Below are 14,458 nucleotides of genomic sequence, written 5' to 3'. Positions count from 1 at the left end.
TGAACCATTACTGTATATTACTTATTTTTTTCTTTCAATTAGTTTATTTATCACATATCTATCATGCTAATAAAATAAAGTAAATTTTAAAGTACTAATTATTAGTTTGTTTCTTGCTTTTAACGTTACTATTTTCTGGGGAATACAGTTAAATCTATATAATTACAACTATAAAAAACATCGCAATATATTATAGCTTTTTTCTATCAATTCACGAAATATATTAAGTTGTACTTCCTTTTCTTATTTATCGTGTAAAGCGAAATTTCCTATTGACTTTTATATAAAACAGAATTTTTTGTAAAGAATTTATGCTAGACTATGAAAAAGAACAGAGCAGTTTAACAAGCAACCAAAAAGAAGCCACGGGAATTTTACCTACAGCTACTTTTCTTGAGTATTTTGATTGAATGTTGTACGTTACCTTAATGGCTTTATCCTGTATAATTATGGCAAATGCTCCTACTTATGAACAAGTAGGTTATTTTGCTGCTGTATTAATCACAATTTGCCGTGCAATTCAAGGTATATCTTCTGTAGGTGAAATAGTGTTAGCAGAACTTTATTTAACTGAAATTACAAAACCACCTATACAATATCCCGTAGTGTAGCATCAGTAATTGGGACAACTGCAGCTTTAGCTATAGTATCTTTAGTTACCACTCAAGGATTTAATTGGCGTCTTGCTGTTTGGATAGGTGCAATTATTATAGTTGTGAGGGGCCACGCTAGAGCTCATCTTAGAGAAACGCCTGATTTTGTAGATGCAAGTGCTAGACTTTTACGAAAATATGAAAAAGCAAATATCGACAAAAAAGAATTAAAAAACGATGAGATTTTTAACCAAAAACCTAATAAGAAGACAACTATATATTTCATAATGAGTTGTGCTTGGCCCATATGTTTCTACTATACTTATATTACTTGTGGTGCAGTTTTAAAGAATGCATTTGGATATAGTGCAGCTCAGGTTATTCATCATAATTTTATTATTTCAATGTTCCACCTAGCTAGTATGTCTTTAATATGTTTTCTAAGTTATAAAATATATCCTTTAAAAATTCTTAGAGTAAAATTAGCTTTACTCTTTATATTTATTCTATTTTCACCATACCTTTTAAAAAGTACAACTACACCTTTCCAGCTTCTTTTAATTCAAATAGGTTTGATAATATGTTCATTTGATACTGTTCCTGCTGTTTCAATCTTTTTTAGGCATTTTCCAGTTTTTAAACGCTTTACAGTAGTATGATACATGCTGTTTCTAGAGCCTGAATGTATATAATCACTTCGTTTGGAATTATATATTTAACAAAATATTTGGGTCAATATGGTTTGTTTGTTGTGATAGTTTCACTACTTATAATTTGTATGTTTGGTCTAAATCATTTTCAAAAGTTGGAAAAAGAAGCAGGTTATTCATAGTGAATAATGATATTTGTTTTTGTTGAGAAAATTTATCTTTGTATAAAAACCTATAGCAAATTTCATTAAACTTTTCTTCAATTTCATAACACTCTAAATGTGTAGCAACAACTAGAAACTTCTTAAATGTTTCCACAATGATCTGCTTCGCTTTTTCAGGTGATTTAGCTGCTAATGTTTGTACATTTCAAATAATTTTATAAGTGCGGTATCATATCTTTTTTGCTTAATTAATAGGTTTAAGCTTTCCTCGACACTGATTTTTCTGTGAAGTTTAATTCTAGTTAAACCTTCTACATGTTTTGCTATTTCTTTACCAAAAATTTCGATGATCCTCTTTTCAGTAAGTTCTGTATCCTCAATAGTATAGTGAAGTAGAGCAGCATTTATCATATTAGAAGTAAAAAGCTTAGGCGCTTCGTCTGCTACAAACTCTGCAAGCATAATCGCTACTTCGATCGGGTGCGAATAATACGGATCGCCTGACTGACACATTTGTGAACCATGATATTTACGAGCGTAGTAGATACCTTTTTTAACTTCCTCTATATCAACAGGCTTTTTTACTTTAGTATTTAAATATTCGAGTTTATCAAGTAGCTTTTTAGCGTAAACACAAATTTCAAACTTTTCTTTTGTATTTAAACAATTTCATTTTGTGTTATTATTTATTTTTGCTTCTTGTTCTTGCTGTAATTTATACTCTGCTGCTTTTTCTTCTATATTAGTTAAAAAAGAAATAACAAAAAGTTAAAAAACTAGTGAGAATAATAGCAAATGTTATTAATATTAACTTAAGCTCTTTCCTTGCATTTTGAGCTTTTAAACGCTTTCCCTCCTCTTCATCTATTATTCACTCAGTAGTACTAATTATAATTTTCTAAATCTAATTTACTTATAAAATTATTTAGAGTTGAAAAGATTATCATTACGCGGAAAACAACTGCTTCTAGGTGATACCTGCTTTTAATCTTAATTTTTATATTCCAGGATAAACTATAGTATGCTAAGATATTGCTTTTAAAAATAAGTGATTATCAGTGTCAAAATTTTCTTTTAATATTCATCATCAGCATAAAAAAGCTAGAAGCGGTATTATCGTAACCGCACACGGTGAGATGCGTACTCCCGCTTTTATGCCGGTTGGAACTAGAGGAACGGTTAAGGCAATGCTACCTGAATCGGTAGCAGAAACGGGGGCGGATATATTGCTCAGCAATACTTACCACTTAATGCTTCAGCCGACTGCCGAACGTATAGTACGGCTTGGTGGCTTACATAAATTCATGAATTGGGATAAGCCGATATTAACCGATTCTGGCGGTTTTCAGGTAATGTCGCTATCGAAGTTACGCAAGATAACCGAAGAGGGGGTAAGTTTCAGCTCTCATATTAACGGCGATAAATATATGTTAACTCCTGAGCGTTCTACCGAAATACAATATTTGCTTGGTAGCACAATCACTATGGCTTTTGATGAATGTACTCCTTACCCTGCAACCTTTGAGGAAGCTAAAACTTCTATGCAGCTTACGACTAGATGGGCGAATAGATCACGTAATGCTTTTGTTAAGCGGGAAGGCTATGCACAATTCGGTATTATTCAAGGTAGTGTTTACGAAGAATTACGTGAGCAATCGGCTAAGGATCTAGTAGAACTTGATTTTGAGGGTTATGCTATAGGTGGACTTGCAGTAGGTGAGGGGCAGGAGCTTATGTTTAAAGTACTTGATTATGCTCCTGATTTTCTGCCGCAAAATAAGCCGCGTTATTTAATGGGAGTCGGTAAGCCTGCTGATATTATAGGTGCGGTTAGCAGGGGTATAGATATGTTTGACTGCGTAATCCCGACACGCTCAGGTCGCAACGGTCAGGCTTTTACGAAATACGGTACGGTAAATATCCGCAATAGCAAATATGCCGATGATAACAAGCCGCTAGAACATGATTGCCTATGTCCTGCTTGTAGAAACTATAGTAAAGCTTATCTACATCATTTAGTTAGAATCGGTGAAATACTTGGCCCTATGCTAATGACATGGCATAATTTAACATATTTCCAAAATCTCATGAGCCGTATTAGAGCATATATTAAACTAGGTAAAGATTTTGATTTCGATTCTTAAAGTGACTAGTTATAAAACATGCCTTATTACATGTAAACGTACTTAAGTAGGTTATGTTATGAAAAAAGTTTGTGCAGATCACACTTCAGTGATTGTAACTAGACAAAAACAAAAACCGGTGGTTATTATGTCGCTTGAAGATCATAATGCTATGGAGGAAACTATACTTGTTAAAAAGTCCTAAAAATGCTGAAAGACTAAAACGAACAATTAGCGATTTTGAAGAAAATAAAAATTTTAGGAATTGGATTTGATTGTAAATTAAAATAAAAGTATGAACTACTAATGCAAAATATTGATTTAATATCTGAAGAGGAAGCACAAAAATTACTAGAAGAACTCGCTGATAAAATAGCAGCGTACAACCATGCTTATTATATAGAAGATAATCCTTTAGTTTCTGATAGCGAATATGATCAGCTATTTAATACCAATCTCAAGTTAGAACAAAAATTTCCTCATTTAATTTTAGAAAATAGTCCTAGCAAAAAAGTAGGGGCTAAAATAGTAAATAAATTTGCTAAAGTTACGCATCAAGTGCCTATGCTATCTCTCAGTAATGCTTTTGATGAGCAAGATGTGAGAGATTTTGTAGACCGTATAAAAAATTTCTTACGCCTTAATGAGTTTGCTCCTATCTTTTGTGAACCTAAAATAGACGGTTTGTCTTTTTCTGCTGTTTATAAAAACGGGGTGCTTACAACGGGAGCTACAAGAGGTGACGGATATGTCGGTGAAGATATAACAGCAAATATTAAAACAATCAAAAATTTTCCTTATAAAATAGATAATGTCCCGGAGTTTTTAGAAGTACGAGGGGAAATTTATATTGAAAAACAAGATTTTTTAAATCTAAATAAAGAACAAGAAGAGCAGGGCAAGGATAAATTTGCCAATCCTCGTAATGCTGCTGCCGGATCACTTCGTCAGCTTGATTCTTCTATTACGGCTAAAAGACCGCTCAAATATTTTGTATATTCAGGAGGGGTAACTGAACAGAATCTCGCTTCTTCACAAGATCAATTACTTACAAAATTAAAAGAATGCGGCTTTAACATTAATGAAATATCTAAACTTGCGAGTTCTGAAGAAGAAATTTTCGCCTTTTACGAATATCTCAAAACAAATAGAGAAAATTTACCTTATGAAATTGATGGAGTAGTATATAAGCTAAATGATTTTGCACTGCAAAATAGAATGGGCTTTATTGCACGAAGTCCACGCTTTGCTACCGCGCATAAATTTCCTGCAATAATAGGACGAACAAAGTTACTTTCTATTACTGTACAGGTCGGTAGAACTGGTACGTTAACGCCGGTAGCCGAACTTGAACCCATAGAAATAGGTGGGGTAACTGTTAGCAGAGCAACATTACATAATTTCCAAGAAATTGCACGAAAAGATGTACGGATTAAGGATTATGTATTCCTGCAACGTGCTGGTGACGTTATTCCTAAAATCATGGGAGTTGATTTTGATAAACGTCCTAGTGATACAGCAACGTTTGATACTCCTTTATTTTGTCTGTCATGCAATTCTAAGTTACATTATATGCCTGAAGATATTATTATACGCTGTGATAATGGCCTTAACTGCCCTGCTCAGAATTATGAGCGTATCCGTCATTTTGTATCGAAAAATGCTATGGATATTGAGGGGCTTGGGCGTAAGCAAATTGAGTTTTTAATAGATAATGGATTGATTAGTAATCCTTTAGATATTTTCTTTTTAAAAGAAAAAAATGACTCTAGCTTAGCAAAACTTGAAAATATGGATGGATGGGGTAAAAAATCAGTAGAAAATCTTTTTAAAAATATAGAAAAATCAAAAAACGTTAGTTTGCCAAGATTTATATATGCATTAGGCATAAGGCGTATCGGTGAACAAAATGCTAAATTACTTGCTAAAGAATTTGGCAGCTATAATAATTTTATAGCTCAAATGGAATTGCTTAGAACAAATGAGCCTGATATTTATCAAAAACTAAACAATTTAGAAGGAATCGGTGATAAGATTTTAGTAGATATTATTGATTTTTTTGATGTTAAAGAAAATATTGAGCTTATCAAAAAACTTGGTGCAATATTAAATATTGAAGATTATAAAGAGACTAGAGAACAGAGTAGTTTAACGGACAAGATAGTAGTATTTACCGGTAGTTTACCAACGATATCTAGAGCGGAAGCTAAAGCAACGGCTGAGAAGCTTGGGGCTAAAGTTGCAGCTGGCGTATCATCGAACACGGATTTAGTTGTAGCCGGCGTTGATGCAGGCAGTAAACTTAAAAAAGCTAAAGAGCTTAATATTAAAATTATTGATGAAGAAGAATGGCTTACGCTTATAAAAAATGTTTAAAGTAAGGCATTGCTAACTAAATGATAGTAAATAAAAAACTCGATGTCATTTCCGCGGAAGCGGGAATGACATCGGAAAGCTAAACTACACTATAAAACAACTTTTTCTAGGCAATGCTAAACTTTTTGACAAAGATAGAACAGTTATTACAAAACATATTAATAAAATTCTAAAAGAAAGAAAACTAGACAATACTTACTGAAAGAATATCTAATTAAAGGCTATAGTATTAATCTATACTGCTTTTACGAAAGATTGCACAGTAAATTATACTATGATATAATATATAATTGCTGTAGCTAAGTTAGACGAGATGCCTAAATCTAAACTAATACGAGAAGCCATTAAAAATTATTTACGTGAACTAAAAGAAGATAGAGAAGAGGCAGCAACTGCTTTAGCAAGAAGCAATAATAAAAGTGATAAATTACTTATTTCAGCAGAAGCAACGGAATTCTTAAAAAAGAAATATGGTTTGTAAAGTATATGCTCTGTGTCATTCCCGCGAGTTGGTCATAGAAGTGAAATTTATGATTAATTTAAAATGAACTATCGTCATATTTATCATGCAGGCAATTTTGCCGATATAGTCAAACATTTAGTCCTAATTAGTATTTTAGAACAGCTCAAGAAAAAAGAAAAACCTTTTGTGGTTTTAGATGCTTTTGCTGGGCTAGGTCTTTACGATTTAAACTCGGAGGCGGCTTCTAAAACTCTAGAAAGTGATACGGGAATTAATAAATTACTGCAAGCTACCGATCCTATTCCTCAGCTCTTACAAACTTTTTTAAATATAATAAATATAGCAGGCAAAAGTCACTACCCAGGTTCACCTTTTATAATTAAACAATTATTAAGACCAAATGATCGCTTAATTGCCTGCGAACTTCATCCAAGCGATTATTTAAGTTTAAAAAAATTATTACCAAATGATACGCATAATATAGATGCTTATAATGCTATCAAAGCTTTACTACCATTTAAAGAGAATAGAGGATTAATTTTTCTTGATCCGCCTTTTGAAGTGAAAAATGAGTTTCAAAAATTACTTGAAGCACTTAAAAAAATCAAGCTACGAGTTCTTAATAATACTGTCTTAATTTGGTATCCTATAAAAGATTTATCTTTAGTCCGTGATTTTTACCACAATTACAAAAATATCGGATTTAAAGAAACTATGATTATTGAATCTGAGCTTTTAAATAGTGATAAAAATATGGTAAAGTGTGGGTTAATGTTAATTAACCCTCCAAATATTAGAGGAGAATTAGAGAAATTAACAGAATATTTAAGTGGCACTCTTAATTTGAAATTTACATACATTTATCTTTAATGTCTTTTAAAAAATATATCTTTTTACTGTTTATAGTTTTTCTTGTTCAAGGTTGTAGCAGTATTAAAGAATCTAGTGATACTACGTTACTTTCTACTACTTCATCTCAATTAAAGCAAAAATATAAAATCAGCCATGCGGATTTAGTAGTACAGTATGATTTAACAAACAAAAATAGCAAATATATATATGCAAAAAACTTAGGTCTAATAATTAATAACCCTAAACAAAATAAGATTTTTTTACACAAATTCCATAATAAAAACCCGGCAGAATTTAATAAAGCAGCCGAAATAAAAATAGCTGATATAAAGGCAGTTGTAACAAAACTAAATTCAAAATATCAGTTTCTCTCTAAACCGGAAGCTAGCTATTTTGCAAAAAAACAAACTCATAGGAATAATATCTCGGAATTAACCAAGCTTGATAAAATAATTAGTACAATACCGCTTATGATGCCGGAATATGAGCCGAAAATTACTAGCCATTACGGAATTAGGACAAGTCCTTATAAAAAGAAAAGAAAAAAGAAATGTTTCCATAGCGGTATTGATTTACAAGCTAAAAAAGCAGCACCGATATATGCAGCAGCAAGTGGAATTGTTATAAAAGCCGCTAGAGCACCTGATTACGGGAATTTTGTTGAGATTAAACATGGACGCAAATTTGTTACGAAATATGCTCATTTAAAAGAAATGTCAGTCAAGGAAGGAAATAAAATTAAGCGTGGTCAATTTATCGGTATACAAGGAAGCACTGGTAATGCAACGGGTGAACATTTGCATTTTGAAATTCTGTTAGATAATAAAACAATCAATCCGTTTGACTTTATTTTTAACTACCGTAAATGTTAAACTATGATCAAACTTTTATATCCTGAATTTTGGCAGAAGCGAAATATTATAGCTTATTTGCTTTTGCCTATAAGCTTGATATATCAATTTTTAGGCTATTTACGAGCTAGTTTAGCACGTCCTATTATGTTGCCTGCTAAAGTTATTTGTGTCGGTAATTGTAGTGTAGGAGGTACGGGTAAGACGCAGATAGTAATGTATCTAGCCAAATTACTAAAAGCTAGAAATGTAAGTTTTGTAATAGTAACTAAGGCTTATGGTAGTAACCTTAAAAGTGCAACTACCATACATCAAGGACATACAGCATTAGAGGCAGGAGATGAGGGGGTAATACTTGCAAAGTACGGAGCAGTTATTGCTACTAAAAGTATTAAAGAGATTGTGCCGTTAATTAACGAGCTTAAACCTGATACAATAATAGTTGATGATTTCCTACAAAATCCTTATTTTCATAAAGACTTTACTATAGTCTCAGTAGATAGCCAAAGGCTTTTCGGCAACGGTTTTCTAATTCCTGCCGGTCCTTTAAGACAATATCCAAATAAAGTCCTTGATGCAGCTGATTTAATTTTTTTAGTCAGTAGCCACCAAGATAAAATACCGAATATTTTAACTCCTTATGTCAATAAGTTAATAAATGCTCAAATAGTTCCTGCAAATAATATAGATAAAACTAAAAATTATTTTGCTTTTAGCGGTATCGGTAATCCTGAGCGTTTCTTTGCGACTTTAAAAAATTACGGATTAAATATAACCGGTTACAAAATTTTTCCTGATCATTATAATTATTTACAAGCAGATTTAGAAAATTTATATTCATTAGCTAAAGAGCATAACGCTACCTTAGTTACTACAAGAAAAGATCATGTTAAGTTTAATGATTTAAATAATAATATTGTCTGTCTAGATGTAGAATTATCTATAAACAATCCTGATTTATTAAATGAAAAAATTTTTAAAAAAGCTCAGATATTTAATTGAGTATTTTATCGTTGTTATATTCCTAAAGGTAATAGGAATATTCGGTGTAGATAAAGCGGCGGATATTTGTAGTTTTATAGCAAGAAAAGTCGGTATATTATTTGCTGTTAATAAAATTGCTAGACGAAATATTAAAGTAGTATTCGGCGATATGTGTGATGTTGAAAAAATCATAGATCAAACTTGGGATAATTTCGGTAGGTTTATCGGTGAATTTACATATGTTGGCAAGATGGATGAAGTCGAGTTAGAGCGTAGAATCGAAATAATCGGTATAGAAAATATTAAAAAACTTGAAGGACAACCTTTTTTATTATTTAGCGGTCACTTTGCCAATTGGGATATTAGTCTTAAGCTTCTTCATAAATTTTATCCGAAAGTTGCCGTAATTTATCGTAAAGCAAATAACCCGTATGTTAACAAGTTGGTTAATGAAAGTCGTGCCGGTGATAAATTAAGACTTATACCGAAAGGTCCTGAAGGTAGCAGAGCTTTAGTCAGGGCTATCAAGGAGAGTGAACCTATTGTGATGCTTGTTGATCAAAAAATGAACGATGGAATTGAAGTGCCTTTTTTAGGGCATCCTGCTATGACTGCAAGCGCCATCGCTAAAATTGCTTTGCAGTATAAATATCCAATTATACCTTGCCAAATCATTAGAACTAAAGGCAGTTATTTTAAAGTAATAGTTCACCCGCAATTAAAGTTTGAGCAAACCGGCGATAATAAAGCCGATTGCTATAATATTATGCTTAATATTAATCAAATGCTAGGAGAATGGGTTAAGCAAAATCCTTCCCAATGGTTTTGGTTTCACAATAGATGGAAGAAATGAAACGTCATTGCGAGCAGCCGTAGGCTGCGTGGCAATCTCGTCAAATATCCTGAGATTCTTCGTCAATTGCTATGCAATTTCCTCGCAATGACAAAAAAATGAGCCACGGTATGACATTTTAAGAAAGCATAGTCCGTAATTTCTCAAGTACTTCTTGAGCGTGATTTTTAGCATTTACCGACCGCCAAATATGCTTAACTATGCCTTCCTTATCAAGTAAAAACGTAGCTCTATCAATACCCATATATTTTTTACCGAACATTGATTTTTCTATCCATACCCCTAATTGTTCGCATAAATTTGAATTTGCATCAGAGGCTAAATCAAATCCTAAACTATATTTTTCTTTAAATTTATCATGAGAGTCAAGCTTATCTTTGGATACTCCGATAATTACCGTATTAAGTTTATCGAATTCCGGTTTTAACTTGTTAAAATCTTGTGCTTCAATAGTACATCCAGGTGTATCGTCTTTCGGATAAAAATATAATATTACGAATTTTCCTTTTAAATCCGATAGTTTAATTACATTATCTTTACCTATGTGTAAAGATAAATCAGGAACTTTTTTTCCTAGTTCTAATGTCATAATACCCTCAAATTTATTTGATACAATAACTATATATTCAATATGTACTTTTTAAAATTGCTTTTTATAATTATATTATTTATGATACCGGTATATAATACTTAAGTTTAATTTTTATTAACTATTTCAATAAAGAGGTTTTATGAGAACTATAAGTGAAGCACTTGAAGAATGACATAAAAATCTTTAGGACTCTGCTAAAATTATTACTGTCGATTTTAATAAAAAATGTCATGAAGTAGCGGATAAATTATCCGTCAAAATTAATGATTTAGAGGAATATGCTAAGGATAGTAAAGACCATTCTTTAGAAACTATAAAAGAGCAATATAAAAATTTAACGAAAGAGTTACAGGATTATCAGAAAATTAAAGATGATAAAGTGGAAGAATATAGACAAACTCTTGTGAAAAAACTTGATGATTTAAGTAAGAGAGTTGAACAATATAATAATAAACATAAATAATTGGAGAATATAATAAAATTTTAATAACATTAGGTGCTACCGCTACTTTATTATTAACACCTAGCATTTTTGCAGATTTGCCTACCAAGGGTGACACAAAAGCAAATGAAGTGCAAACTGAAGAAGTAGCTACAAGCAGTACAAAAACAATTACCGAAAACTTACAGGAATTAAAAGACAATTTAACAAACCTAGCACAAACGGGAGCCGATAAATTTAATCAGACCTTAAGCAATACTTATGATCAGATAGCCCAAAGCGTTGCAGAGATAAAAAAGAATGTGAAAGATCAGAAAGATAAAAAAGGTGAAGAACTAATCTATAGATGCTGTAAAAGCAAAAATGGAAGATTATAAAAAAGCAGGCAGCAAGAAACAAGAAAAAATACGTCAGCACCTAGTGGATAAATTAGAAGAGCTAAATAAAAATATTAACGAATATAATAACGATAAAGAAAAAGCAAATTCGTAATTTTTTAACGTCATTGCGAGGAGATGCGTAGCATCGACGCGGCAATCTCATAAAGTAGGATAAACTCCTGAGATTGCTTTGTCGAAACTTATAGTTTCTCCTCGCAATGACTGCGGACAATATACCCTTAAAAACCGGTATTATTTATGACTATTACCAAAGAAAAAATTGCAGCTATGTTAAGCTCTAAATTGGGTTTTTCAAATAATTTATGCGAGGAAATAGTTCATACTGTTTTTTCTAATATTTTAGAAATAGCAAAAGAGCAAAAATTAACTTTAAAGAATTTTGGTAGCTTTGAGGTTAAACAAAAAAATCCACGTCCCGGAATAAATTTTCATACCAAAGCACCGGTAATTATAGAATCAAAAAAGAATTTACGTTTTGTCCCTTCTTCTAAATTAAAAGCTTTAATTAATGGATCTACTCGATGAACTTCGTTATAATTTGTTGGCTTGTTGCATGTCTCGGGAAATGCTTTTTATGTCATTCCCGCGAAAGCGGGAATCCAGTAAAACCTATAAAAAACTTGTTTTTTTAGGTTTATTTTGTCAATAATGTGTATCAATATTAAGGTTATTTTTTGAGACTCCCGCTTTCGCGGGAATGACATAAAAAGCATTTCCCGAGACATGCAACAAAATCTGTATTCGGAGTATATGACAAACAATAAGCTAACAAAAAAATATTATTCTTCTAGTGAAGTGATTAAGCATTTAAATATTGCTTTACATCAATTAAGATATCTAGAGACAAAAAGCCCTGATTTATCTAATTATAAAATAAATAATAGAAAATATTATACTGCTAATGATATTGATCTACTTCAAAAATCTTTAAATAAAGGTATTACATTTTTTCCTACCGCTAGAATCGATATATTACTGACCAACTTCCATAATTTGTCTCTTCAAATAAAAAAAATTCTTGCCGATTCCTAGATGACTTGCGTATAGTACTTGTCATATCACGTTTTAAAGAAAAGAAAGTAGCATATTATGACAATAAGACAAATGGTAAAGCCAGTAATTATAGGTATATCTGGTCCTGAATTAACCGATGCAGAAAGAGAATTATTTGAAGGGCATAATCCTTTAGGTGTCATTTTATTCCGTCGTAATATTAGAAAGAATGATAACGGTGCGCAGGATAAAGAAGCCCCTATTAAGCTTATTGCAGATATAAAAAAAGTATTAGGGGAAAATACTATCATCTCTATAGATCAAGAAGGCGGTAGGGTAAAAAGGCTCATAGCACCGACTTTTTATGACGCTCCAGCTGCTCAAACTTTTACTGATCCCCAAGCATGTAAACAAAATTATAGTGATATTGCGAAAGAGCTGAGAGCAGTAGGTATTAATCTAGATTTTGCACCGGTAGCGGATTTGATCCACGAAGGAGCAGACAAGATAGTCGGCGATAGAAGTTTCGGCGGGGAGCCGGAAGTAGTTGTGCCTTTATGTTTAGCTGCTATAGACGGATTACAAGAAGAGAAAGTCGGGGCTTGTATAAAACATATTCCGGGCCATGGTAGAGCTACGGTGGATAGCCATAAAAAATTACCGATTGTCGATGCTGATATAGAAGAGTTAGAAAAAACAGACTTTAAAGTATTTAAGGAGCTAGCGAAGCACGATAATATTAAACTTGCTATGACGGCACATATAATTTACAAAGCTCTTGATCCTGAGAACCCTGCCACCCTATCAAAAAAAGTTATAGACTATATTAAAAATAATATCGGCTTTAAAGGGCTTATTATTTCCGATGCAATAGATATGAAAGCTTTAAGCGGTAGTATGGCAGATATGACCAAAGCAGTTTTAGATGCAGGCGTAGATATAGTGCTTGAATGTACCGGAGAATTTAACAAAATGTCTGAAGTTCTAAGTAGTGTTTCGGAAAGTTCTATAGATAAATTTTCTGACTTGTTTATTGCTTAATGCTATTATTCATTTAATATCATACAGCGGTTCGACCGCGGCATCTTAGGACACAGTCTGTGATGCAAGATCCCCATAGCCACGGGATGACAACGGAACTGCACAACGGCAGGTATTTAGCCGTAAAATGGCTATTAAGGAACTTATCCAATTAATCTAAGTTAAAATTAATTAAACAATTATATTGAAAAAATTTATTTTTACTATTAATCTGTTTTTTAATTTTTAGTTAAAGAATTAATTTTATAAATTACTTGAATAGTGTTATGAACAGTCTTGTGGATTTAAGTTCTAAAAGCTATAGGTAATATTTACTAAGAATAGAGATATAGAGAATTTTAGGTAGCAGGAGGGGATTTGATTTATGATATTATTAATCTGCTTAAAGAAGATTTAAATAAAGCAGATATAGAAAATGAGATATACATGCGTCTTAAAGAACCTTATTCTGTTTTAAAAAAGATGAAAAGGAAAGAAGTGCCGATTGATGCATTGAAAGACTTAATTGCATGTAGGATTATAGTTAAATCTAAAGCTCTATGCTATAATGCTTTGGACGTAGTTAAGAGTTCTCCGCATTTAGATTGGTTATACACCAAAGATTATATCAATAGACCAAAAAGCAACGGCTATCAATAGACCAAAAAGCAACGGCTATCAGTCTCTTCATAATATAATGCAGCTTTTACACTCTAAACGTAATTTTGAAATACAGATAAGAAGTGAAGATATGCATAAAGATGCCGAGCTTGGTAGAGCAGCTCATTTAAATTATAAAGAAGAACAAGACCGTCATTTGAAAAAAGTTTTTGACGTTACTAATGACACGATACTTTTTAAAGCACGTCAAATGGTAAAACAATTTGAAGGATTAGAAGAGCAAATTGTAGAATATGAAAAAGAAATTATGCGTATTTGGCATACTAAATACGACGAAATGCTAAAATGGGCAAATACTGCTGAAGTGCTAATATTTAACGAAAAGTAGGGAAATAATTAGTTCGTCATCCCGTGACTTGACCACGGGATGACACTGATAAGGCATAACGCCAATGTGGTAAAAATATAACATTTATTAAA

General features: G+C 32.1%; 15 protein-coding genes and 4 pseudogenes. 16 read left to right on the top strand and 3 right to left on the bottom strand.

The genetic code is table 11. The features are described 5' to 3' along the window. Positions 1-311: 311 nt before the first annotated feature. The 3 genes from MCI_RS07515 (at position 312) to MCI_RS09640 (ending at position 1,252) form a co-directional block, all read left to right on the top strand. On the top strand, positions 312-410 hold the full coding sequence (locus MCI_RS07515) for a hypothetical protein (protein WP_014409550.1): 99 nt from the start codon (positions 312-314) through the stop codon (positions 408-410). A 39-nt stretch (positions 411-449) separates the two neighbouring features. After that, entirely contained in the window at positions 450-611 is a 162-nt protein-coding gene (locus MCI_RS09645; protein ID WP_232202714.1) for a hypothetical protein, read from the top strand. A 104-nt stretch (positions 612-715) separates the two neighbouring features. Continuing rightward, positions 716-1,252: a hypothetical protein gene (locus MCI_RS09640; RefSeq protein ID WP_232202713.1), complete on the top strand. Its 537-nt coding sequence runs from the start codon at positions 716-718 to the stop codon at positions 1,250-1,252. A gap of 108 nt (positions 1,253-1,360) precedes the next feature. On the opposite strand, the pseudogene MCI_RS02660 reads toward MCI_RS09640, so the two are convergent. Together MCI_RS02660 and MCI_RS07500 are read right to left on the bottom strand one after the other, a co-directional pair. Beyond that, a pseudogene (locus tag MCI_RS02660) lies at positions 1,361-2,046 on the bottom strand (HD domain-containing protein). Between the two features lie 30 nt (positions 2,047-2,076). Then, a pseudogene (locus MCI_RS07500) lies at positions 2,077-2,278 on the bottom strand (hypothetical protein). A gap of 187 nt (positions 2,279-2,465) precedes the next feature. Between MCI_RS07500 and tgt the strand changes: the two are divergent. The 8 genes from tgt (at position 2,466) to MCI_RS02625 (ending at position 9,909) form a co-directional block, all read left to right on the top strand. Beyond that, positions 2,466-3,551: a tRNA guanosine(34) transglycosylase Tgt gene (tgt, locus tag MCI_RS02655; RefSeq protein WP_014409549.1), complete on the top strand. Its 1,086-nt coding sequence runs from the start codon at positions 2,466-2,468 to the stop codon at positions 3,549-3,551. Between the two features lie 58 nt (positions 3,552-3,609). After that, complete coding sequence (locus tag MCI_RS09635) at positions 3,610-3,735, top strand: type II toxin-antitoxin system Phd/YefM family antitoxin (protein WP_014364972.1); 126 nt, start codon at positions 3,610-3,612, stop codon at positions 3,733-3,735. A gap of 101 nt (positions 3,736-3,836) precedes the next feature. Next, on the top strand, positions 3,837-5,906 hold the full coding sequence (ligA, locus tag MCI_RS02650; protein ID WP_014409548.1) for an NAD-dependent DNA ligase LigA: 2,070 nt from the start codon (positions 3,837-3,839) through the stop codon (positions 5,904-5,906). A gap of 313 nt (positions 5,907-6,219) precedes the next feature. Then, entirely contained in the window at positions 6,220-6,387 is a 168-nt protein-coding gene (locus MCI_RS02645; protein WP_198002877.1) for a hypothetical protein, read from the top strand. A gap of 63 nt (positions 6,388-6,450) precedes the next feature. Further along, entirely contained in the window at positions 6,451-7,239 is a 789-nt protein-coding gene (locus MCI_RS02640) for a 23S rRNA (adenine(2030)-N(6))-methyltransferase RlmJ (RefSeq protein ID WP_014409547.1), read from the top strand. Then, the gene (locus MCI_RS02635) at positions 7,239-8,093 is read left to right on the top strand and encodes a M23 family metallopeptidase (RefSeq protein ID WP_014409546.1); all 855 of its coding nucleotides are present in this window, start codon (positions 7,239-7,241) and stop codon (positions 8,091-8,093) included. Before MCI_RS02640 ends, MCI_RS02635 begins: the two co-directional genes overlap by 1 nt. 3 nt (positions 8,094-8,096) lie before the next feature. Continuing rightward, on the top strand, positions 8,097-9,074 hold the full coding sequence (gene lpxK, locus MCI_RS02630) for a tetraacyldisaccharide 4'-kinase (RefSeq protein WP_014409545.1): 978 nt from the start codon (positions 8,097-8,099) through the stop codon (positions 9,072-9,074). Next, positions 9,037-9,909: a lipid A biosynthesis lauroyl acyltransferase gene (locus tag MCI_RS02625; RefSeq protein WP_014409544.1), complete on the top strand. Its 873-nt coding sequence runs from the start codon at positions 9,037-9,039 to the stop codon at positions 9,907-9,909. Before lpxK ends, MCI_RS02625 begins: the two co-directional genes overlap by 38 nt. Positions 9,910-10,027: 118 nt before the next feature. Here MCI_RS02625 and bcp read toward each other — a convergent pair whose 3' ends face one another. Beyond that, a complete protein-coding gene (bcp, locus tag MCI_RS02620) occupies positions 10,028-10,498 on the bottom strand; it encodes a thioredoxin-dependent thiol peroxidase (protein WP_014408978.1) in 471 nt (156 codons plus the stop codon). A 465-nt stretch (positions 10,499-10,963) separates the two neighbouring features. Between bcp and MCI_RS02615 the strand changes: the two are divergent. The 5 genes and pseudogenes from MCI_RS02615 (at position 10,964) to MCI_RS02595 (ending at position 14,366) form a co-directional block, all read left to right on the top strand. Further along, positions 10,964-11,435 (top strand): annotated as a pseudogene (locus MCI_RS02615) (hypothetical protein). 146 nt (positions 11,436-11,581) lie between these two features. Then, positions 11,582-11,869 (top strand): HU family DNA-binding protein, encoded by a 288-nt coding sequence (locus tag MCI_RS02610; protein WP_014409543.1) that lies wholly within the window; start codon positions 11,582-11,584, stop codon positions 11,867-11,869. 225 nt (positions 11,870-12,094) lie between these two features. After that, the gene (locus MCI_RS02605; RefSeq protein ID WP_014409542.1) at positions 12,095-12,376 is read left to right on the top strand and encodes a MerR family transcriptional regulator; all 282 of its coding nucleotides are present in this window, start codon (positions 12,095-12,097) and stop codon (positions 12,374-12,376) included. 57 nt (positions 12,377-12,433) lie between these two features. Beyond that, positions 12,434-13,378 carry a beta-N-acetylhexosaminidase gene (gene nagZ / locus MCI_RS02600; protein ID WP_014409541.1) on the top strand — a complete coding sequence of 315 codons (945 nt, stop codon included), beginning with the start codon at positions 12,434-12,436 and terminating at the stop codon, positions 13,376-13,378. A 357-nt stretch (positions 13,379-13,735) separates the two neighbouring features. After that, positions 13,736-14,366, top strand: a pseudogene (locus tag MCI_RS02595) (bifunctional (p)ppGpp synthetase/guanosine-3',5'-bis(diphosphate) 3'-pyrophosphohydrolase). Positions 14,367-14,458: the final 92 nt, after the last annotated feature.

It is taken from the genome of Rickettsia montanensis str. OSU 85-930, assembly GCF_000284175.1.
GTDB classification, from domain to species: Bacteria; Pseudomonadota; Alphaproteobacteria; order Rickettsiales; family Rickettsiaceae; genus Rickettsia; species Rickettsia rickettsii.
This window is presented reverse-complemented; position numbering and strand designations above follow the sequence as displayed.

Excerpts from the sequence above, each read along its gene's own strand:
- MCI_RS02635 (WP_014409546.1), top strand. The coding sequence starts at position 7,239 with ATGTCTTTTAAAAAATATATCTTTTTACTGTTTATAGTTTTTCTTGTT.
- ligA (WP_014409548.1), top strand. The coding sequence starts at position 3,837 with ATGCAAAATATTGATTTAATATCTGAAGAGGAAGCACAAAAATTACTA.
- lpxK (WP_014409545.1), top strand. The coding sequence starts at position 8,097 with ATGATCAAACTTTTATATCCTGAATTTTGGCAGAAGCGAAATATTATA.
- MCI_RS02625 (WP_014409544.1), top strand. The coding sequence starts at position 9,037 with ATGAAAAAATTTTTAAAAAAGCTCAGATATTTAATTGAGTATTTTATC.
- bcp (WP_014408978.1), bottom strand. The coding sequence starts at position 10,498 with ATGACATTAGAACTAGGAAAAAAAGTTCCTGATTTATCTTTACACATA.
- MCI_RS07515 (WP_014409550.1), top strand. The coding sequence starts at position 312 with ATGCTAGACTATGAAAAAGAACAGAGCAGTTTAACAAGCAACCAAAAA.
- nagZ (WP_014409541.1), top strand. The coding sequence starts at position 12,434 with ATGACAATAAGACAAATGGTAAAGCCAGTAATTATAGGTATATCTGGT.
- MCI_RS02610 (WP_014409543.1), top strand. The coding sequence starts at position 11,582 with ATGACTATTACCAAAGAAAAAATTGCAGCTATGTTAAGCTCTAAATTG.
- MCI_RS02605 (WP_014409542.1), top strand. The coding sequence starts at position 12,095 with ATGACAAACAATAAGCTAACAAAAAAATATTATTCTTCTAGTGAAGTG.
- MCI_RS02645 (WP_198002877.1), top strand. The coding sequence starts at position 6,220 with ATGCCTAAATCTAAACTAATACGAGAAGCCATTAAAAATTATTTACGT.
- MCI_RS09635 (WP_014364972.1), top strand. The coding sequence starts at position 3,610 with ATGAAAAAAGTTTGTGCAGATCACACTTCAGTGATTGTAACTAGACAA.
- MCI_RS09645 (WP_232202714.1), top strand. The coding sequence starts at position 450 with ATGGCAAATGCTCCTACTTATGAACAAGTAGGTTATTTTGCTGCTGTA.
- MCI_RS02640 (WP_014409547.1), top strand. The coding sequence starts at position 6,451 with ATGAACTATCGTCATATTTATCATGCAGGCAATTTTGCCGATATAGTC.